Here is a 20,750-nt window from a genome sequence, read left to right on the forward strand (position 1 = left end):
ATATTTAAAATTAAGTTAAAGTTAGCATGAAAATGCTCAAAACGGATGATTATTGATTTTCAGCCCTAGATAAACGACAGAGTTCATAGCACTATTTTAGTCTGGTGTCTCGTCTACAGATACAGGATTACCAATGGTATAAAAATGCCCACCAGCAACATGGTGCAGACTTTTCCATTCATCTTCTACTTCATGATAATACCAATGTCCGTTACGGAAGACGCGGTCGTCTGCATAGGCAGCAATGACTTCGCCAATAAACAGATCGTGCGCTTGTTGATTGTGCGGCTCAGGAATAAGTTTGCACAGTAGCCAAGCAGCACAACCTTCAACCACAGGAATATCTGAGTTATTAAATTGAAATAATTCCACGCCACATTGGCGTAATTTTTCTGGCGCATCACGTTGGCTCATCATGCCAAGTGCATAGACCAGTTTGAGTTGTTTCAGTGTTGGCACTTGTAAGGCGAAATAACCTGAATTTTCAATAATTTCACGTGTTTTAGTTGATTTATCCAGTACTACTGTCACTTTTGCAGGATTGAACTCTAAGGCGCATGCCCATGCCGCAGTCATGACACCAGTATGGGTTTGATCCTGAGCAGAGACGAGCACAGTCGGCCCATGATTTAAAAGTCGGTATGATTTTTCTAAAGGAACAGGGTGAATATGCGTTTTCAAAATTGTGCCTATATTTAAGTTCATCTAAAACTTAGATGTTTTATTCAAAAGTGTTGCTACATAGCATATAACGCATGAAATATTTTCAAAAGCCTTTAATATAAATCACTAAATCAGGAGTTCAATCAATGAAAATGTATCAAGTAGACGCATTTACCCAAGTGTTATTTAAAGGCAACCCAGCGGCGGTTTTGGTGTTGGATGAATGGTTAGATGAACACTTGATGCAACAGATTGCTTTGGAAAATAATCTGTCTGAAACTGCATTTGTGAAAAAAATTGACAGCAGTAATTATGAAATTCGTTGGTTTACACCGACCACTGAAGTGGACTTTTGTGGACATGCGACATTGGCCAGTAGTTATGTGCTTTTTGAGTTTTATACGGCTGAAAAAAATATCCAATTTCATGTCAAAAATCTCGGTATTTTTAGCGTAAATAAAGCTGAAGATGGAAAAATTCTGATGAATTTCCCTGTGCGTCGGGCACAGGTCGTGAGCGAATATCCTGAAGAGCTACGTCTAGGGTTGAGTCAACCTTTTAAGCAGGTTTATCTGAATGCGCAGGCGTATATCGTGGAATACGAAACGGCTCAACAGGTCTTGGATGAACAACCGAATTTTGAAATTTTAAAACGACTCGGCAAAATACGCACCGCCATTACAGCACCGGGTACGATTACCGATGTTGCAATCACTGCGGCAGCCCAGCAATATGACTGCATTTCACGCTATTTTGCACCGGGTAATGGCATCAATGAAGATCCTGTTACGGGTTCTATTCATACCGGAATCGTGCCAATTTGGGCAGAACGTCTAGAAAAACGTCAAATCTTGGCGTATCAAGCATCGAGTCGTGGTGGTGAGTTACATTGTCAAATGCTCGAAAATGACCGTATAGAAATCTCAGGCTATGCGTGTTTATATATGCAGTCGGACATTTATATCTGAAAATAAATCAAATACATGCTGTCTCATTCTGCAGCATGTATTTAATAAAAAGTAACTATTAATCCAGAAAAGCTCAGCATAAAATCAAAACCAATCTGATCGACAGCACTGCGCTGATCGATGCTAAATATAAAGGACACTTGAATTACATGCGTATTAAACATTTAACGCTTTCACTTTTTTTTGCAGGTTTAAGTACAAGCCTCTTTGCTCAACCTGTATTGGTTAAAACTGAACAAGCCATTGAAGAATATAAATTAGACAACGGTTTTCGTGTGGTTTTGGCGCAAAACGATAAAGAAAGCAAAGTGTTTATGAATACGGTGTATTTCACGGGTTCATTAAATGACCCTGAGGGCAAAGGTGGTTTAGCGCATTTGCTTGAACATTTGGCCTTTAAAGGCACTGAAAATGTCAAAGGTGATGAATTTCAGCGTCGCTTAGACCAATTCACGCTGATGACCAATGCCAGTACGGATTATTATTCAACGAAATACACCAATGTGATTCGTCCTGAACAAAGTTCAATCGATCAAGTTTTGCATTTGGAAGCAGAACGGATGGACAAATTGGTACTTCAGGAAAAATTTGTACCGACAGAAATTGATATCGTTAAGCGTGAACGTGAAATTCGTTTAGATCAGCCATTTTCAGTGTTAATCGACCAAGTTTTAAAAGAAGCCTATGGCAATCAATCTTTAGGTCGCTTACCGATAGGTGATTTGAAAGAACTTCAATCGATCAATATGAACGAATTAAACCAGTTCTATCGCCGTTGGTATGCGCCAAATAATGCAGTGATGGTGATTTCTGGTAAGTTTGATAAAGCGGCTGTATTAAAACAAATTGATCAACAATTTAGCCCAATTGCCGCACGTCAAATTCCTGAACAGGCCAAAGTCCCTAAATTAGATGGAACGAAATTAAAGCAACGCGAATTTACTGTTCATAAGGGTAGTGACTTTGGCAAATTTAATATTTATTTAAATGGTGCAGTCGAACCGATTAAAACCGCTTTGGCGGTATCTCCAACCTTGTATACCTTACAGCCAAGTGGGCATTTGTATCAAAGCATGGTGGAAACAGGGACAGCAACCGCAGTTCAATCCACCACATGGTTAGATAAAGATTTTAATTTGGTGTTTATGGGGGCGATATATGGCCCAAGTCATGATGCAAACAAAGTGGCAACCAGTCTGGCACAAGGTGTAGAGCAGAATAAAGCCTTTAATGATGTTGAGCTAAACCGTGTTAAAAGCTTGACTCGAAATATGGCTGACAATGTCAAAAATAGCGCAACAGCACTTGGCGAGCGTCTTAGTTCTTATACTGTGGCTTATAACGGGGACTGGTCTCAATATTTCAGAGACTTAGATAAAGTACAAAAGCTGAGTGTAAGCGACGTGAATCAAGTGTATAAGGATTTTCTAAAGCCTGAATACCGTGTCACAGGAAATATTCTACCAACACCTGAAGACCAGAAGAAAGCACAGCAACAGGCTGCGTCAAAACCTGCTGAAACTTTAGATCAGCAAGCGCCTGCAGAAGAGCCATTGAAAGATGCGAGTGTTTATCGTGCTGAAGTGAAGCAATATGTTGCAGAGTCTAAGCAATATTTAAATCAGAAAGAAAAACAGATTCTGCGAGCTAAATTTAAAAACGGCATTCAGTATGCATTGTTTCCAACTAAAACACGTGACGACAAGACCTATGCTACGATTGCATTGGATTTTGGTACAGCGCAAAGCTTAATGAATAAAGGTGAGTTGCTAGGTTTGACAGCTTATCTCATGTTCCGTGCATCTAAAGATCAAAGCTTGCAGCAAATTGCCGATAAAATTATTGATGTCGGTGGTGGTGCAACGGTCAGTGCAAATGATAATGGCCTCATGATTCAAGTGGTTGCACGTAAAGAAAAGTTTGCTGAATTTTTGCAATATGTCATTGATGTTATTAAAGCTCCAGCATTTGAAGAGTCACAATTTGATTTAATCAAAGCGCAAAGTTTATCGAGTTTAGATCGACCTTATACAGAGCCGGATACCGTTGCTGCAATGACGCTGTCGCGTATTGTCGAGATCTATCAACCGGGGGATATTCGTTATCACTTCGAACCGGAACTTACGAAAAAACAAATTGAGTCGGCTACACGTGATCAAGTGCAGCAGTTACATCAAAAATTCTTTAAAACACAGCATGCACAAATTGCGGTAACAGGTGATTTTGATACCAAGCAAATAGAAAAAATTCTGAAAAAAGAATTTGCAGATTGGAAAACCAGCGAGCCATATCAACGCTTAGAGTCTACATTTACAGCGTATCCTGCACAGAAAGTGCATGCATTGTCTGAACAGCGTGAGTTTGGTAGTTACCAAGCCATTATGACTCTACCTGTAGGTGTAGAGCATACCGATTCTCCTGCGCTACAAGTATTACGCCACATACTTGGTGATTCACAGTTGTCTTCACGTTTAGCTCAAGAGTTACGTGAAAAGAATGCACTGGTTTATGGTTTTAGTGCAGACATTAATTTTGATGAATGGGTGAATTCAGGTGTACTGAGTATTGATGCAAACTACACTGCGGGTAAATCAGCACAAGTTTCTCAGTCTGTTCATAAAGTTTTGCAAAACTTATTGAAAAATGGCGTGACGGAACAGGAAGTAGAAGCAGCCAAAGCCAGTATTTTGAAAAAGCGTTTAACTGCACTTGAAGATGACCGTCGCATTCATAGTATGTTGATTCCACAGTTAGAAAAAGGTCGTGATTTAAACTATCGTGAAAAGCGTGATCAACGCATTGCTAGTTTGACCAAAGCGGATGTTAATGCTGTCATCAAAAAATATATTCAACCTGAGCGTTTGGTTGAGGTGATGGCTGACCAATATGGTCAAGCTGTAAAATCTACTCAAAAATAAACCGAATAAAAAAATCCTCCAGATGGAGGATTTTTTTTTGAGCCGCAATGGATAGCTTGATAGCAAAATAGCTTAATGAACTTATAGGCGGTAGAACTGACGCGCATTTTGTTGGAAGACTAAAGTCAGCGCATCAGGATCATAACTCGCGACCGCATCTGAAAAGGCGTCAATAATATTCACCAAGGATGCACTCACACTATCCATCGGGAAGTTAGAGCCAAACATCACACGGTATTTCCCAAAGCATTGTAGAGCATGAGAAATAAGCGGAAAGGCGCAATCGAAAATCTCTTGTTTGGATGCAAGGCGTTGTTCTTTATGAAACTGATGACCCAGCACCGGCATGAATAATCCAGACATTTTGGTATAAACATTTGGGCAACTTGCCAGTTCAGCTAAATCATCTTTCCAACGAAACAAGATATTGTCACGTGAAGTTTGGGTTAAGCCTGTATGTGAGCCGACAGGTCCAAAGGCACCGACAGGTGTCCCAAAATGATCCAGAACGATAGATGTTTCAGGGAAAGCACGTGCTAAAGCGGTTAAATCACGAATTTGGTCTGAATAAACCCATGCATCAAAACTTAAGTTCATTTGAGCAAGGGCTTCAAAACCTTTCATAAATTTTTTATTGGTATAAAGATGCGGCTCATTGGTCCATGCATGAACTTTGGGGTCTTCATGTACAGCTGCCATTTTTCGTATGCCACGAAAATGCGGGGACGCTTGTTTATGCATCTTAAGAATTTTCTTAAAACTGCTGTCACATGGGTCTGCAGTGCCGACTATGGCGCCAAGTTTAATTTTTTGAGCATTAAAGTCTAAGGATTCAATAAACTTGGTTTCACCAACCACCCCTTTGCCTTTATGATCATGCCAGCTCGCTTCTACATGTACGATTTGATCGACCTGATAATGTCCTGCATCTTGCTTATAATTTTCAGGCAAATACGGTGTCGTCACATGTTTGGTCAAACCAACCGTGTCAATTAACTCTTGCGGCTTAACCAAGCGCATCATTTTGTCGAGCAAGTAGGGATGTTTGCCCAATAATTTCACGGCAAGTGAAGCGGCATGTGGGGTATTGTACGGATCCCATTGATGTATATGTGAATCCACGATGGCAAAATCGAGCGTCTGCATTGCTATCCTTGTCCTTAAAACCATGTCCATTTCTTGCATATTTCATTGTATTTTCGTATACGCAAGGTACTGAAAATAGTTTGAATGATGAAAATACAACGTTATGACTGAATATTAAATCAAAGCTTTGTGAAAGAGAAGTTGTATAAAAAAAGCCCCGAAGGGCTTTTGATTAATGCTGATGATCGTGGTCGTGATCATGCTTATTTGCATGGAATTCTTCGTTATGACGGAAGCGAAGATAGTTTTCAAACTGTTCGCAATATTCATCATAATTATCTTCAAGCATCATTTGAAATTGTTGAAGAATATAAGACATCACTTGATCTTTGGCATCACGCATTTCTTTGCCATCTTTGAAGCCATTTGCAGCAACCCAAGTATTAAAGCGAGCAGTACCAAATAACATGGCAGCACTTACTTGACCGCGCATTTCTGCAGGTTTGACTTGAGAACCTTTTTCAACACGACAAAATTCATTGGCTTGTTTAATAAATTCATCCGCACGTTCAAAGAATGCTGCATTCAACGCTTCTTCTTCGGTTACATCAGTAGCTTCAATCTTTTGAACCATGAATGTGTCCTAGCATAAAAATCTAATGCAGTATTATAGGCAAAGCCTTGCAGAAACTAAACCTTTGACTTAATCTAAAAATAGCCTAAGTACAATGGAATGCTTCATGCAAGACGCAATCGCAGTGCAAAGTCTGAAAAGTGATATTGCATTACTTCGACAAAATATTTGGCCGCCCTCAACCTTAGCCAATGTAGAAGGGCTGCCCATTTATTATGGTGCGCAGTCTGAAGTGGCCGAATATTATGCACAGTGGACAGGCTTAATCGAACGTGCTCAAGACTTATTTCAACCCTTTATGGAAGATGAAGTCCTTGATGCAATCCATTTGCCGAGTCATTTGAATCTACCGCTTTTTTATTTTCATGTGGATCGTATTCGAATCAACAAAACACGTGCGAAAGAATCTAAAACCTTTAGGGGTATTGCCAGCTTAGTTGAAAAATGTGGGCAGTTTGAAGCTGATCAAATTCAAGCGATGCGACTATGGCTTGACAGCGATGACACGGCAGCTTTGGTCGCACACCGTGAATTTATTGACCTCAGAACCTATGTATTTCAACATGGGCAAAGTGATTATACCCGTACCCGTTTTTACGTGAATGGCATTGTACTCAGTGTCGAAAACGACTTTAAATTGGTGGATGCCCGTGATAAACCACGTAAAGCCCGTAGTGATAGCTATAGCGACCCTTTAGCAGATAACAATACGTGGAAAATCTTTGGGAAATATCGTTAATTAAATATCGTTAATTACTGATGTTACGCAGTAACATCAGAAGCGCCATTTGATTCAAATAAAAGAGCGATACGCGGCAACGTCATCCGCAAGTGTTTGAGACAGAACTACATCTATTTAAAAATATTTTTGCGATACTTTGAATAAGTAGACGCTAGTGAACGAGTTTTGCGGTGAGGAGCATTGCTCCGCAAGATGGTTTCCTTGCGAAGTTTCGCTTCTCATTTTGCCGAAACAAAAGTACCTCCAGCCGAAGGCTAATCCCTTTATTTAAACCCTAGATGTAAGACTCCGTCGAATAGACTTAAAAATCATTTTAAAAATGCGTAATTACTTTTACGTGCGTAACATCAGTTAATTAAATATGTTGACGATATTACTTAGAACGTGAATTTAGTTCGCTGCACAAGGATGCTTTGGATTATGTAATCCACGCCCTAATGTGAAAATAGCCACTATGGCAAATGCCGAAATTGAAAGTTTGGCTCATGCAGAGCAATTGACTGATTTTTATATGACCTTATTGCAAGGGATGACGATACAAGCACGTGATGGTATGGCCTTGACACAATTACAACGCATGGTAAGTAATACGATGAAATTATGGGGGTTGTTAGCACAAGGCCCAATCAGTATGGATCATGAATTAAGCCCCCAATAGCAGCGTAGCCTTAACGCAATTTTCTTAGTTTTTTTGAATGACTATTATGCAAATACTATTTTTTGACGCTTATTTGCAGGGATGAATTTTAATGTCACCCAATTCCATCACACTGATATAACCGTCAACCGCAATTAAATTATCGCTTTGGCTCGATAGAGTTAGACATTCTCCAGACTTGACGCTAGATAGTAACTGACCTTGTTGCGGATTCAAGTTCATGCTGTAAATACTGAGTGTGCCAGCATCGGTTTTGATTTGGTAAGACTCATCACCATAGTCCTCATTATTATTGCGCAGGACTTTAAAGGTTCGTCGTGTCTGATCAAAGTTTTGAGTTGGAGAAAGCGGCTTTTCAACTTGTAAGGATGCCGTGCGCCTTAATTCTGTGCTTTGCACAGGCTTATGTTGTTCACTACAAGCACTTAGTAATGGGAAAAGGATAAAAATAAGTGAAAATGAAAATAGGGGATGAATTACAGGTATGTGACTTTTCATCATAAAACCACCCTGAATCTAATTTTTCAGATAGCTTATTTTAAAAGTTTTTACCTAGAAAACAAAAATAATAGCTTCTCAAAATATTTCAATGTAACTGAGTCAAACTAAGGAAATGATGAATTGTAAATAGCCGACTTTGAATATAAATGTTCAACAAATGAATATCTATATGACAATGTGGGATGCAAATAAAAAGGGAGACTCATTGAATCTCCCTTAGGTTTTATTTAATGAGTTTTCGACTGACAAGGAATTGCTCGGTCGCTTCTAATAGCTTATCTGCATAAACCTCTTGTTTTGCAGTCAACCAGCCGAGAACAAACCAATCACTAGCTTCCAGCTCTGTTTGCTGAATATATTGTGCAGAAGAGGAAAGGACTTGATATTCCTGAGCCGCGACTTGTGCATCATTGAGTGCTTTACTGTATTTCTGCAAGTTTTTTACATCATAAATCGACGTCAAAATTGGGAAGCTAAATTTAAGCTCTTGTATACGCTGAGAAAGCACATCTAAGCTTTCAAAATGGTTAATGTCGGCATCATTTAGAGCTTCTTGGAGGGCTTTATATTGGTTTTGCAGGGTGTTTTGAGCATGCCATTTAAAGTCGTGTTGCTGCGGCGCATCATCGACTTTCAAACTAAACATTAAAAGCTCAAGATAATGATGCACATTTTGAGTCGATTTAACTAAATTGCCTAACTTCTCTTTGGCATACAAAATATCTTTGGTTAAATTTTCTGAAGTCGTTGGGTTTTGTAAAAAGCCACCCAAGGTATTTTGCATGTGCTCAAAATGGTGTAATTGTTCAAACTGCTGTTTAAATGCGCCCAATTGCACAGCCCATTTTTCAATGATATTACTGTTCCAGTCTTTAAACAGTGAAATGGTTAATTGTAGATGACGGAGTGCTTTCTGAGCTTGTGTAATGTGCTCAGCCTGAGCAACACCTGCAGAAATTGCGGCAATATTAGGCAGAAGATGCTGCATTTCCTGTGCAATTAAAAGTCGTAAGTTTTTTGCGGCAGTATCTTTTTTACTGAGTTGAAATTCTTTAGCCTCAACTGCTGGACTCACAGTTTGATTCAATGCCAGCAAATTCCCGATTTCCGCTTTACTGCGAACATCCAACCACAAATGGTACTTTTTAACCCATTCAAAACTAAAGGCTAGAAGCGATTGAATAGAGCCACTTTTAAGCTCAAATTCAACTTCATGAACCTCTGTTTCTGTGTTGTTGCTGCGGATACAGCCGACATCTAAGCTAACTTCGATCTTAGCGTCTTCAAACTCTATGACGCGATAAGTTCTGAGTATGTCAGTCTCAAACTGAAGTTGTAGCAAATCTTGCTGATTGCCTAAAGTGGTTTTTAAAACTGACTGAACTTCAGCTTCATTGGCATAGACCGATAAATCTAGGGCAGGAGCTTGTTCAAGTTCACCCAAATCTGAATTATGCTCAAAGCGTTCAATGTGACTTTTACCTGCAGCTTTCAGAGTTTGAATCCAGCGCGTTCCTTCTAAACGTTGACGCAAGGCTGCATGCTGCTGTGCCATTTTTCGATCTGGGGTATCAAAATATTTAGCTTTAAGTTGAATTTGTTCCGATTTTTTTGGATCGAGTGCTTTTAATAATGCAGTTCGACGTGCTTCTGGAATCTGGAACTTTAATTCAACTTCAACCATGGTTTTCTGTCCTGATGTCACAACTTCATGGTCTAGCATGAAGTGATCTTTAAATTTTTATAAAAATGAAAAACTAAAATGCGCGTATATTTTCTATCAGCTAAACGCGTATCGATTGTAGCGAAAAACAGTTGAGAAGTAAGACTTGACGGATTTGAAAACTCTGATTTTGGCTAAAGAAAAGTTTTAAAAGATGGATATTCCATCAATTGTATAATTCACAATTGCTCAGCTTTCATGGGAGCAAAATAAAATTTTACGCCTTTAACGCGGACGAATTTTAAGCTATGTTGATTAAAATAAGTTCAGGATGAGCACAACATGAATTCACAAGTACAACCCGAGTTTAATCGAGATTTAAAGCCCGAATTTCAGTTGCCTATTCGTGACTACTCGCAATTTTATCGATTTTATTTGACTGAACATCGAAATATCATGAGCCGACGTTTACATGCCACAGGCAGCAGTATAGGACTCTATTTCTTCACGAAAGCAATTTTAAAAAAACAACCAAAGTATTTTGCTTATGGTCTGGTTTCAGGCTATGCCTGTGCATGGGTCGGACATTTTTTCTTTGAAAAAAATAAGCCGGCAAGTTTCAAGCAGCCTTTATACAGCTTTATTTCCGATTGGCGCATGCTGTCTGATATTGTGAAGGGGAACTTAAGCTTAAAAGACCGTAATTTAGATAAGATTGATAGTTAATTATTTATTAATCAAACGTTTAATTTATATTGATTTTGGTGTAGTTTTTTGAGTAAATGACTTGTAAGTTTAGAGTGATTAGTCTAATAATGTTCATATTGTTTATTCACTGTTTATCTGAAAGATAAATAGACGATAAACCCCAGTTTTCCAAGCCTAGAGTGACCTTCTCTAGGCTTTTTTTATGGCCTTAGAAAAGGTCTATTGTTTGAAAGATTTAACCACAAAAATGTTCACAAAAAAAATAGGCTAGACTTTTTGATGCTCTGAACGCTCCCCAAAACGTTTCTTACCAAGCACCAAAAAGTCTAATAGGTTACTCATTATTATTTTTATAAAGTGTTGTGTTTTTATGCGCTGCGTTTTGTGTTCTTCTGTTGCAGTATTAAATAATTTGTATCAGTTTTGTTCTATACCTGAAAATAGGTATTTTTTGCCATTTTCTACAGAAAATTCAATTAAACATTTATATAAGCAGTCCTGTGAAAAGGAATATAACTTTCTCAGCGGCAAAGCATTAAAATTTTATGCCCCAAGCAACATTTCATAGACCTAATCGTTATAATATTCAAAAGTTTTAAGTTGTGATTGAACTATGCGTGGTTTATACCTCATTACCAATGATGATCCTATCGAATTGCTTTTAGCCAAACTCGAAGGCGCGATGGCAACTTATGAAGTTGCTGTTTTGCAATATCGCCGTAAAAAAGTGGCAAAGGAAGATCAGGCTTATGAAATTGAATACATGAAAAATATGTGTAATCAATACAAAGTGCCTTTTGTCATTAATGACGATCTAGAAGCTGCAGTTCAATATGGTGTGGGTGTACATTTAGGGCAAGATGACGGTTCAATTGCTGAAGCTGTAACACGCTTACCTAAAAATGTTTTGATCGGTCGAAGCTGTAATAACTCTTTAGAACTAGCTGAGCAGGCGATTGCAGACGGTGCAAACTATGTGGCTTTTGGCGCCATTTTTGCGACTGAAACTAAGCCTGAAGCAGGCAATATTGGCTTAGAAACGCTAAAACAAGCCAAAGCGAAACTAAATGTACCTATTTGTGCAATTGGTGGTTTAACTGTAGAAAATTCTGCTGAAGTGATTGAAGCGGGTGCTGATCTTTGTGCTGTGATTAGTGATGTATTAGGTCGTTCAATGTCTGCTGTAAGCAGTCGTGTTTATGAATGGTCTGAGCTTTTTGCTGAACAAGCTTAATTTTATTTTTTAGATTGAATAAGTAGAGAATTTTTATGAGCTTATCTGCTAAGCAAGAACAATTATTTAAACAAGCCAGCAAGCATATTCCTGGCGGCGTAAACTCTCCTGTACGCGCATTTAATGGTGTAGGCGGTACACCGGTATTTATCGAAAAAGCGCAAGGCGCATATCTCTATGACGTAGACGGAAAACGCTATGTCGACTATGTCGGCTCTTGGGGCCCAATGATTTTAGGTCATGCGCAGCCCGACATTATTAAAGCGGTTCAAGAAGCGGCTGTTGATGGTTTAAGTTTTGGTGCGCCAACCGTTCATGAAACGACTTTGGCGGATATTATTTGCGAAATTATGCCGTCTATTGAATTGGTTCGTATGACTAATTCAGGGACTGAAGCGACTATGACAGCCATTCGTCTTGCTCGTGGCTATACCGGCCGTGACAAGATTGTAAAATTTGAAGGTTGCTACCACGGTCACTCAGATTCACTCTTGGTTAAAGCGGGTTCAGGCTTGTTGACAAAGGGTGAGGGTGAAGCAACTTCTGCAGGTGTTCCAGCTGATTTCGCTAAACATACCTTAACACTGCCGTATAACGATATTGCGATGCTTAAAGAATGCTTTGCAAAATTCGGTTCAGAAATTGCAGGTGTAATTGTCGAGCCAGTTGCAGGCAACATGAACTTGGTGAAACCTATAGAGGGTTTCTTGCAAGCAATTCGCGATGTGTGTGATGAGCATGGTTCGGTCTTTATCATTGATGAAGTAATGACAGGTTTCCGTGTCGGTCTTGGCGGTGCGCAAGCACATTATGGCGTAACACCTGATTTAACCACGTTGGGTAAAATTATTGGTGCTGGCCTGCCAGTTGGCGCATTTGGGGGTAAACGCGAAGTGATGGAATGCATTGCACCACTGGGCAAGGTCTATCAAGCAGGTACATTGTCTGGTAACCCATTGGCTATGCGTGCCGGTATTGAGATGTTTAAACATTTGCGTCAGCCGGGCTTCTATGAAACTTTGACTGAAAAATTGGCAGGTTTGCTTGCTGGTTTACAGGCAGCTGCAGACGAAGCGGGCATTCCGTTCTTTACGCAGCAAGTGGGCGGCATGTTCGGTATTTATTTCACTGATCAAACTGAAATCACCGGTTTTGATTCAATTCTGAAATGTGATGTAGATGCTTTCCGTACTTTCTTCCACGGTATGTTACAGCGCGGTGTAAACTTAGCACCTTCAGCATTTGAAGCAGGTTTCTTCTCAAGCGCGCATAGCGATGAAGATATTGCATTTACCATTGAAATGGCGAAAGAAGTTTTTGCCAAAATGAAGTAATTTTCATTTAAATTGGTAAATTCTGCTTTAGAATAAAGCCCGCAGCCTGCTGTGGGCTTTTTTTGTTGTTTTAAGTTCAGTTTTTTAAGAGAAGGATTTTTAAATGAAAACCAAGCATTATTTAACTTTGGCAGATGCAGAATTTTTACTAAACACAGCACATGCTTATGCAGTCGAAAATGGTTTTAATGTCAGCATTGCGGTTACGGATGAGACAGGCAATTTGTTAGCGATGAAACGCATGGATGGTGCATCGCCAATGACAGCAAACCTATGCTTAGAAAAAGCCAAATGTTCTGCGATTAGCCGCCGTCCTTCAAAACTTTTTGAAGACATTATTAAAGGCGGTCAAATGGGCTTTCTGACCATGGATACCTTTTCAGGCATGCTGGAAGGCGGTGAGCCGATTATGTATGAAGGGCAGTTGGTTGGTGCAATGGGCGTGTCTGGCGTAAAGTCTTTTCAGGATGCTGAAATTGCACAGCAGGCGATTCAAGCTTTTTTAGCGCAGCAAAACTAAATATTGTGAGCGTAATAGATACTTCAGTCTTGTCGAAATCATTGGCCTTAATATATTTTGGTTTAGATGTCGATAAATCTCGGTCATAGCATTAAGTCGAAAAAAATCTAAGATTGAGCTGAAATATTAAGCATGTTAGTAACTTATGTATAACTTTGTTGAAGTAAGATTATATCTTACTCAATTAATAGACCTCTTTTATAAGTCATTTTTACGCAGTTCCAAATTATAGATTCCAGCAATTAAATAGAATCTCTATCCTAGTTTGTTACCCCGACAACGTTCAGCAATGGTTTTTAACGGGTTTCATAACCCAATACAGCTTAATCCTTTATTCTTCTTTCATGGATTTCCTAATTATTGAACAATGGATGTGTTGTTGCCCAATTTGGATATCACACCCAATCACAGAAAAAGAGTGCTTGCTAAAAACTGCAATAAACAACTCGTTTATTTACCACAAACTTGATAAGTTAAATTTTTATATTCAGAAATAGACATGATGAAAAATATATGGATTTTAGTTGCACTGACAGCACTTATGGCGGGTTGTAGCACAACACAGCAAACTGAAAATATGCCAGAAAAAATTGGTATAGCAAATCCAGCCAGCCAATATTGTGTAGAGCAAAAAGGTAAACTTGAGATTCGTGATGAAGCAAATGGTCAGGTGGGGTATTGCCATCTGCCAAACGGGCAAGTGGTTGAAGAATGGGCATTATTCCGTAGTAGTCAGACCCAATGTGTACCTGAAAAGGCCAACACTCTGATTGGTCAAGCAAAATTGACAGAAGATCAGATCAAGGCGATTAGCCAAGCTCAAATTGTCCGTCTAGTCAAACCTGGGCAGCCTGTGACAATGGATTATCGTGTAGAGCGCGTAACTGTTACTGTAAATCCAATCAATCAAAAGATTATTCAAGCAACTTGTGGTTAATGCAAACTTATAAAAAAGGCCCGAAAGGGCTTTTTTTGTTTGTTCGGTTGCGACTAATTTAAATGACAAATCCATTACGATCTTTTATATTGCCCCTCGTAAGGAGAAGTTCATGAAAAAGTTATTTGCTTTATCCGTTATGGTGGCTTTGGTCGGCTGTGCTGAAAAAAAACCATTAACCCCTGAAGAGCAGTGGCAGGGTTACTGCCGCAGTGTAGGTAATGCTGCACGTACGATTATGTTAGATCGTCAAAATGCAATTGAAAAAGACAAAGCAGTTGAGCATGCCAACAAAATTGAGGATGAAACCACCAAAGGATTTATCCTGAACATCATTGATGAAGTTTATGCCTTGCCGCAAGCTGAGATTAATACTGATGTTGAAACAGCACGTGAAAAAATTCGTGCTGAGTTTACTGAAAAATGTATCGCAACACCGCATACCGAAATGCCAGATTATAAACCGTTCTAAGGAACGGTTTTTTATGCGAGAAAGCGCGTAAAGCAAAACCTAAAGGCTCTATTCAGCAGTGAGTAGTTACAACAGGGCAACTATCCGTTGTTTAGCCATATGATGGAGTTCATGCTTATTTTGCGAATGCATATTTATCTTCGGGTTACTTTGAATATGAGATGCTTAAAGATTTTAAAATAGCCTAAGCAGAGCGGAATACAAATTGTGACAACTTGCTAAATCATAAATATAGAAAAGCAAATCTTTTTAATGAATAATGAAATGGAGAATAAAAAACAGTAGAGGAGCAGAATATGGACGTTATAGGTTATATGCATCACTCAGATCTACTCCTAGAAGATGAACAAGGCGTAGCAATTATCGGTGGTGGGAACTACGTGCTCAGCATTGGAGATAAAGTCACATTACGCCAAAAAATAGATGAATTTTCTCAACGCTATTTGGTCGATATCAGCTTTGCAAGTAATCAACATCAAACCACATGTCAGGACGAATGGTGCCTCAGATTTACAGGCGATCGAGCGGAACTTCAGCAATATATCACTGCAACCACTGTCCACTAAGGTGGAATATCCAATACTGATAAAAACAGGCAACATTTAGTTGCCTGTTTTTTGATGGTTAATTTTAGTCAAAAGTTAATATGCGCAAGAAAAGCGTGTTCTAAGTATTGATTTTGCTTAATGTATAAACGATATGAGGATCATTTATTTATAAAATAACGGGCATCACGAAGAAACACTTGTAGTGCATTAACTTTTAACTGGAATTTTAGTAAAATTTAGCAGTCCATATTATTTGCGTAGCTTTATTTAAAGCAGGAATGCGTAAATAATTTTTTAAAAAAGAGGAATAACACCGTGCTAGAAGCTTACCGCCAACACGTTGAAGAACGTGCCGCACTCGGAGTCCCACCGAAGCCACTTGACGATGCTCAAACAGCTGCATTAGTTGAATTATTAAAAAACCCACCAGCTGGCGAAGAAGCATTTTTAGTTGATTTACTAGAAAACCGTGTTCCAGCGGGTGTTGACCAAGCTGCATACGTTAAAGCTGCTTTCTTAGCTGCTTTGGCAAAAGGTGAAGCGACTTCTCCACTAGTAACTAAAGAACGTGCGGTTTACCTACTAGGTACTATGCTTGGTGGTTATAACGTTGCTCCTTTAGTTGCACTTCTTGATGATGCAGAGCTTGCTGAATTAGCTGCTGACGCACTTAAGAAAACTCTTCTTGTATTTGATGCGTTCCACGACGTTGCTGATAAAGCAAAAGCGGGCAATGCGAATGCACAAGCAGTTATGCAATCTTGGGCAGATGCTGAATGGTTCACTAGCCGTAAAGACGTTCCTGAAGAAATCAAACTTACAGTTTTCAAAGTAACTGGCGAAACGAACACAGACGACTTGTCACCTGCACAAGACGCGTGGAGCCGTCCAGACATTCCGTTACATGCTAACGCAATGCTTAAAAACGTACGTGACGGTATCAATCCAGAAGTTCCTGGCGAAGTTGGTCCACTTAGCCAAATCAAAGAGCTTATCGCGAAAGGCAACCAAGTTGCTTACGTAGGTGACGTTGTTGGTACAGGTTCTTCTCGTAAGTCTGCAACTAACTCTGTACTTTGGTTCTTCGGTGATGAAATCGCGCACATTCCAAACAAAAAAGATGGCGGCTACTGCTTAGGTGGTAAAATTGCGCCAATCTTCTTTAACACAATGGAAGATGCGGGTGCTTTACCAGTAGAAATCGACGTTTCTAATATGAACATGGGTGATGAAATCACTCTTAAAATCGACCATGCCGCTGCTAAAGTAACAGCGTTCAAAGACGGCGCACAAATCGCTGAATCTGAACTTAAAACTCCAGTGCTTCTAGACGAAGTACGTGCAGGCGGTCGTATTAACTTGATCGTTGGTCGTGGTTTAACAACTAAAGCTCGTGAAGCTCTTGGTCTTGCACCTTCAACTTTATTCCGTACTCCAGTTCAACCTGCAGCTACTGGTAAAGGCTTCACTCAAGCTCAAAAAATGGTTGGTCGCGCTTGTGGTCTTCCTGAAGGTCAAGGTGTACTTCCAGGTACTTACTGTGAACCTAAGATGACTACTGTTGGTTCTCAAGATACAACAGGTCCAATGACTCGTGACGAACTTAAAGATCTTGCTTGCCTAGGCTTCTCTGCTGACCTAGTTATGCAATCTTTCTGTCATACAGCTGCGTATCCAAAACCAGTTGACGTTCAAATGCAGCACACGCTTCCTGATTTCATTATGAACCGTGGTGGTGTTTCTCTACGTCCAGGTGATGGTATTATCCACTCTTGGTTAAACCGTATGCTTCTTCCAGATACAGTTGGTACTGGTGGTGACTCGCATACTCGTTTCCCAATCGGTATTTCATTCCCAGCGGGTTCTGGTCTTGTAGCGTTTGCTGCTGCAACTGGCGTTATGCCACTAGACATGCCTGAGTCTGTTCTTGTTAAGTTCAAAGGTAAAATGCAACCTGGTATCACTCTACGTGACCTAGTACATGCGATTCCTTACGTTGCGATCCAAGAAGGCGACTTAACTGTAGAGAAAAAAGGTAAGAAGAACATCTTCTCTGGCCGTATCCTTGAGATCGACCTTACAGAAATGGAAACTGACCTTACTGTTGAGCAAGCGTTCGAACTTTCTGACGCTTCTGCTGAACGTTCAGCTGCTGGTTGTTCTATCACGCTTTCTGAAGAGAAAGTTGCAGAATACCTTAAATCAAACATTACTATGTTGAAATGGATGATTTCTGAAGGTTATGGCGATGCTCGTACTATGGCGCGCCGTGTAGAAAACATGGAGAAATGGTTAGCGAACCCAAGCCTAATCAAAGCAGATCCAGATGCTGAATACACTAAAGTGTATGAAATTGACCTTTCTACAATTACTGAACCAGTTCTTTGCTGCCCGAACGACCCAGATGACGCTAAATTGCTTTCTGACGTTGCTGGTACAAAAATTGACGAAGTATTCGTTGGTTCATGTATGACTAACATTGGTCACTTCCGTGCGGCTGGTAAACTTCTAGACAAAGTTCCTGGTGGTTCTTTATCTACTCGTCTATGGTTGGCTCCTCCAACTCGTATGGACGAACGTCAATTGATGGAAGAAGGTTTCTACAACATCTATGGTAAAGCTGGCGCTCGTACAGAAATGCCAGGTTGTTCATTATGTATGGGTAACCAAGCACGTGTAGCTCCGAACACTACTTGTGTATCGACTTCTACTCGTAACTTCCCGAACCGTCTAGGTCAAGGTGCGAACGTTTACTTAGCTTCTGCTGAGCTTGCTTCTGTTGCTGCTGTACTTGGTAAATTACCAACTCCAGCTGAGTACCAAGAATACGCAGCTCAAATTGATAGCATGTCTGCTGACATCTACCAATACTTAAGCTTCGACAAAATGAGCGACTATACTGACGCTTCTAAAGATGTTGATACTAAGAAAATTGCTGCTGCTCAATTGTCTTAATTGATTAAGTAGTTGAAAATAAGGGCTGATTTATCAGCCCTTATTTTATTATTAAAAGTATATTGCGAATTTTATACGTGTTTAAATTTGATTAATTAGAATATTGTAAGTTTAATCTGTTATTAGGTTTAAACGACTTTTATAAAATATTAAGAAATAAGTGATATTGAATTCACGGATTAGTTATGAACTTTAGATTATATTTTTTACCTTTAGTTATAGTATTTTTTTTAAGCTCTTGTTCATCAAGCTCATCTGAACCATTAATTTTATCCGAACAGCAAGAAAAAAATATTTTGAATGAGTATAAAGGTCTGCTTGAAAAGAAAAAGTATGAAAAAGCATATAAAAAATTATTAACTTTAGAAAACGTAAATAATATTAGTAGTTATGCTAAAAATGAGCTTGGGAATTTTTATGAGAATGGAATTTATGTCGATAAAAATTTAGATTCTGCATTAAAATATTATGCTGAAGCTGGAAATGAAAATTATATTCCAGCTATTTATAATGTAGGAAGAGTTCGATTAGAGCAAGGATATTATACAGAAGCAGCATCAATTTTTAAGGAGATTGAAAATGATAATTTCGCGCCAGCCTTTAATTTAATAGGTGTGATGTATAATTATGGCTATGGTTATGATGTAGATTTAGAAAAGGCACTGAAATATTATAAGAAGGCTGCTTTGCTAGGTAATCCAGATGCGCAGTTTAATATTGGGCAAATGTATTTTGAAGGAATAGGGGTTAATAAGGATTTTAAGGAGGCTTTCAAGTGGTACACTTTATCGGCAAATCAAAATTATTCTCTAGCGGAGATCCAATTAGCAACATTATATTTTAAAGGGTATGGTGTGGGAGCTAATATTAATACAGCTATTGAAATAATAAAACCATTAGCAATAAATGGGAACCCTGATGCTATTTACAACTTAAGACTTTATTATAAAAAACTAAATAATTCAAAAGATTATGAATACTGGGATAAAGTATGTAAAAAAAACCATGATTGTGATATTTGACTTTAAATTTTTTTAAAATGGCGGATTCAAGCAGCAAGTGCAACAGTATAAAAACCAACCATAACTTCACTCGGTGTATACCAACCTAGTGTTTTTCTAGGACGATGGTTGAGTGCAAATTCTATCTGCTCTATTTGTTCGTTTGACACGTCATCAAACGATGATGATTTTGGCAGATATTGACGGATTAAACCATTCGTATTTTCATTTCTAGCTCGCTGAATAGACTTGTAAGGGTCAGCGAAATACGCCTCTATGCCGGTATCAGTAATTCTTTTGTGTTCGGAAAATTCTTTGCCATTATCAAATGTCACGCTATAAGCATGGCTCATTCGTAAACGATCTAATGCATAAGTAATCGTTTGAGGGGATGCTCTCGTTGGCCCTAAATGAACAATATGTACGTACAGGCTCTTTCGATCAACGAGAGTTAATAAAGCACCTTTATGATGCTTACCAATCACCGTGTCACCTTCGAAATATCCTAAACGTTGTCGTTATCAATGACCTCATCTCGGCAATGAATACTTTTTTTATCAATGATTTGACCCCTACGATCCGTGTTTTTGTAACCGCGTTTTCGATATTTCTTCTGATGCCTTAAATGTAGATGAAGTTTACCGCCTTTTGATTTATCTTGATAAATGTACTGGTAAATCCACTCATGTGAAGGTACATCCAGCCAATCGCGTTGTGTTAAAGCACCTGAAATTTGTTCGGGTGACCAGTCCAAACCAATCAAATAATCAATATAAGCGAAGGCAAATGCTGTCATTGATGATGAAGGACGGTACCGTCTTTGACTTGCAAATTTAGCTGCCTGTTGAGCCCTATATCCACGTTGCCCAGTATTTCTTTTTAATTCACGGTAGATGGTTGATCGTGAACGCCCTAGCTCCCGAGCAAGGGTAGTGATTGAACTTTTACTTTTCAAAGTAGCATAAATTTTGTATCTTTCATCTTGAGAAAGTTGGGTGTATTTCTTCATTGTGTGCTTTCCAATTGCGAGTTGAAAAAGTCTAATGATTCTATGAATACATCTAACTTTTTCAACTAACTACAAATGTGTCGCACTTGGGATTTGAATCTGCGATGAATAATGACTTAAACTTTGAAAATATGTGCCTTTTTTCTTGTCACCATAGCTTCGCTTTTGTTTTTAGGCTTTTATATTTGAATTCCGATGG

The 20,750-nt window shown here is 39.1% G+C and carries 18 protein-coding genes and 1 pseudogene; 13 read left to right on the top strand and 6 right to left on the bottom strand.

Annotation, left to right across the window (positions count from 1 at the left end):
* Nucleotides 1-96: 96 nt before the first annotated feature.
* Nucleotides 97-705 carry a flavin reductase family protein gene (locus FTU12_RS13120; RefSeq protein WP_180114546.1) on the bottom strand — a complete coding sequence of 203 codons (609 nt, stop codon included), beginning with the start codon at nucleotides 703-705 and terminating at the stop codon, nucleotides 97-99.
* 104 nt (nucleotides 706-809) lie between these two features.
* On the opposite strand from FTU12_RS13120, the gene FTU12_RS13125 reads away from it, so the two are divergent.
* Together FTU12_RS13125 and FTU12_RS13130 are read left to right on the top strand one after the other, a co-directional pair.
* On the top strand, nucleotides 810-1,631 hold the full coding sequence (locus tag FTU12_RS13125) for a PhzF family phenazine biosynthesis protein (protein ID WP_180114547.1): 822 nt from the start codon (nucleotides 810-812) through the stop codon (nucleotides 1,629-1,631).
* 149 nt (nucleotides 1,632-1,780) lie between these two features.
* Nucleotides 1,781-4,549, top strand: a complete 2,769-nt coding sequence (locus FTU12_RS13130; RefSeq protein WP_180114548.1) for a pitrilysin family protein — start codon at nucleotides 1,781-1,783, stop codon at nucleotides 4,547-4,549.
* 81 nt (nucleotides 4,550-4,630) lie between these two features.
* Here FTU12_RS13130 and FTU12_RS13135 read toward each other — a convergent pair whose 3' ends face one another.
* Both FTU12_RS13135 and FTU12_RS13140 read right to left on the bottom strand, forming a co-directional pair.
* Entirely contained in the window at nucleotides 4,631-5,695 is a 1,065-nt protein-coding gene (locus FTU12_RS13135) for an amidohydrolase (protein ID WP_180111719.1), read from the bottom strand.
* 172 nt (nucleotides 5,696-5,867) lie between these two features.
* On the bottom strand, nucleotides 5,868-6,269 hold the full coding sequence (locus tag FTU12_RS13140; protein WP_078188837.1) for a DUF3144 domain-containing protein: 402 nt from the start codon (nucleotides 6,267-6,269) through the stop codon (nucleotides 5,868-5,870).
* Nucleotides 6,270-6,375: 106 nt separating this feature from the next.
* On the opposite strand from FTU12_RS13140, the gene FTU12_RS13145 reads away from it, so the two are divergent.
* Both FTU12_RS13145 and FTU12_RS13150 read left to right on the top strand, forming a co-directional pair.
* Nucleotides 6,376-7,008, top strand: coding sequence for a hypothetical protein (locus tag FTU12_RS13145; protein WP_180114549.1), 633 nt, complete (start codon nucleotides 6,376-6,378; stop codon nucleotides 7,006-7,008).
* A gap of 457 nt (nucleotides 7,009-7,465) precedes the next feature.
* Nucleotides 7,466-7,669: a hypothetical protein gene (locus tag FTU12_RS13150; RefSeq protein WP_180114550.1), complete on the top strand. Its 204-nt coding sequence runs from the start codon at nucleotides 7,466-7,468 to the stop codon at nucleotides 7,667-7,669.
* A 69-nt stretch (nucleotides 7,670-7,738) separates the two neighbouring features.
* Here FTU12_RS13150 and FTU12_RS13155 read toward each other — a convergent pair whose 3' ends face one another.
* On the bottom strand, nucleotides 7,739-8,170 hold the full coding sequence (locus FTU12_RS13155; protein WP_180114551.1) for a hypothetical protein: 432 nt from the start codon (nucleotides 8,168-8,170) through the stop codon (nucleotides 7,739-7,741).
* 223 nt (nucleotides 8,171-8,393) lie between these two features.
* The gene (locus FTU12_RS13160) at nucleotides 8,394-9,854 is read right to left on the bottom strand and encodes an inorganic triphosphatase (protein ID WP_180114571.1); all 1,461 of its coding nucleotides are present in this window, start codon (nucleotides 9,852-9,854) and stop codon (nucleotides 8,394-8,396) included.
* Between the two features lie 321 nt (nucleotides 9,855-10,175).
* Here FTU12_RS13160 and FTU12_RS13165 point away from each other — a divergent pair, with 321 nt between their 5' ends.
* The 9 genes from FTU12_RS13165 to FTU12_RS13205 all read left to right on the top strand — a co-directional run bounded on the left by FTU12_RS13165 (nucleotide 10,176) and on the right by FTU12_RS13205 (nucleotide 19,563).
* Nucleotides 10,176-10,559 carry a DUF962 domain-containing protein gene (locus FTU12_RS13165; RefSeq protein WP_180002975.1) on the top strand — a complete coding sequence of 128 codons (384 nt, stop codon included), beginning with the start codon at nucleotides 10,176-10,178 and terminating at the stop codon, nucleotides 10,557-10,559.
* A 595-nt stretch (nucleotides 10,560-11,154) separates the two neighbouring features.
* Nucleotides 11,155-11,775 (top strand): thiamine phosphate synthase, encoded by a 621-nt coding sequence (thiE, locus tag FTU12_RS13170; RefSeq protein ID WP_180077723.1) that lies wholly within the window; start codon nucleotides 11,155-11,157, stop codon nucleotides 11,773-11,775.
* A 35-nt stretch (nucleotides 11,776-11,810) separates the two neighbouring features.
* On the top strand, nucleotides 11,811-13,109 hold the full coding sequence (gene hemL / locus FTU12_RS13175; RefSeq protein ID WP_180007291.1) for a glutamate-1-semialdehyde 2,1-aminomutase: 1,299 nt from the start codon (nucleotides 11,811-11,813) through the stop codon (nucleotides 13,107-13,109).
* Nucleotides 13,110-13,212: 103 nt separating this feature from the next.
* Nucleotides 13,213-13,629 (top strand): heme-binding protein, encoded by a 417-nt coding sequence (locus tag FTU12_RS13180; protein ID WP_180007290.1) that lies wholly within the window; start codon nucleotides 13,213-13,215, stop codon nucleotides 13,627-13,629.
* Between the two features lie 499 nt (nucleotides 13,630-14,128).
* The gene (locus FTU12_RS13185) at nucleotides 14,129-14,566 is read left to right on the top strand and encodes an I78 family peptidase inhibitor (protein ID WP_180007289.1); all 438 of its coding nucleotides are present in this window, start codon (nucleotides 14,129-14,131) and stop codon (nucleotides 14,564-14,566) included.
* Nucleotides 14,567-14,678: 112 nt separating this feature from the next.
* The gene (locus FTU12_RS13190; RefSeq protein WP_180007288.1) at nucleotides 14,679-15,038 is read left to right on the top strand and encodes a hypothetical protein; all 360 of its coding nucleotides are present in this window, start codon (nucleotides 14,679-14,681) and stop codon (nucleotides 15,036-15,038) included.
* 296 nt (nucleotides 15,039-15,334) lie between these two features.
* Nucleotides 15,335-15,604 carry a hypothetical protein gene (locus FTU12_RS13195; protein WP_078193937.1) on the top strand — a complete coding sequence of 90 codons (270 nt, stop codon included), beginning with the start codon at nucleotides 15,335-15,337 and terminating at the stop codon, nucleotides 15,602-15,604.
* Between the two features lie 297 nt (nucleotides 15,605-15,901).
* Entirely contained in the window at nucleotides 15,902-18,541 is a 2,640-nt protein-coding gene (locus FTU12_RS13200) for a bifunctional aconitate hydratase 2/2-methylisocitrate dehydratase (protein WP_180114552.1), read from the top strand.
* A gap of 185 nt (nucleotides 18,542-18,726) precedes the next feature.
* Nucleotides 18,727-19,563 (top strand): tetratricopeptide repeat protein, encoded by an 837-nt coding sequence (locus FTU12_RS13205; RefSeq protein WP_180063092.1) that lies wholly within the window; start codon nucleotides 18,727-18,729, stop codon nucleotides 19,561-19,563.
* Nucleotides 19,564-19,589: 26 nt separating this feature from the next.
* Here the strand turns inward: FTU12_RS13205 and FTU12_RS13210 are convergent.
* Nucleotides 19,590-20,551 (bottom strand): annotated as a pseudogene (locus tag FTU12_RS13210) (IS30 family transposase).
* Nucleotides 20,552-20,750: the final 199 nt, after the last annotated feature.

It is taken from the genome of Acinetobacter sp. YH12063 (assembly GCF_013419715.1).
GTDB classification, from domain to species: domain Bacteria; phylum Pseudomonadota; class Gammaproteobacteria; order Pseudomonadales; family Moraxellaceae; genus Acinetobacter; species Acinetobacter amyesii.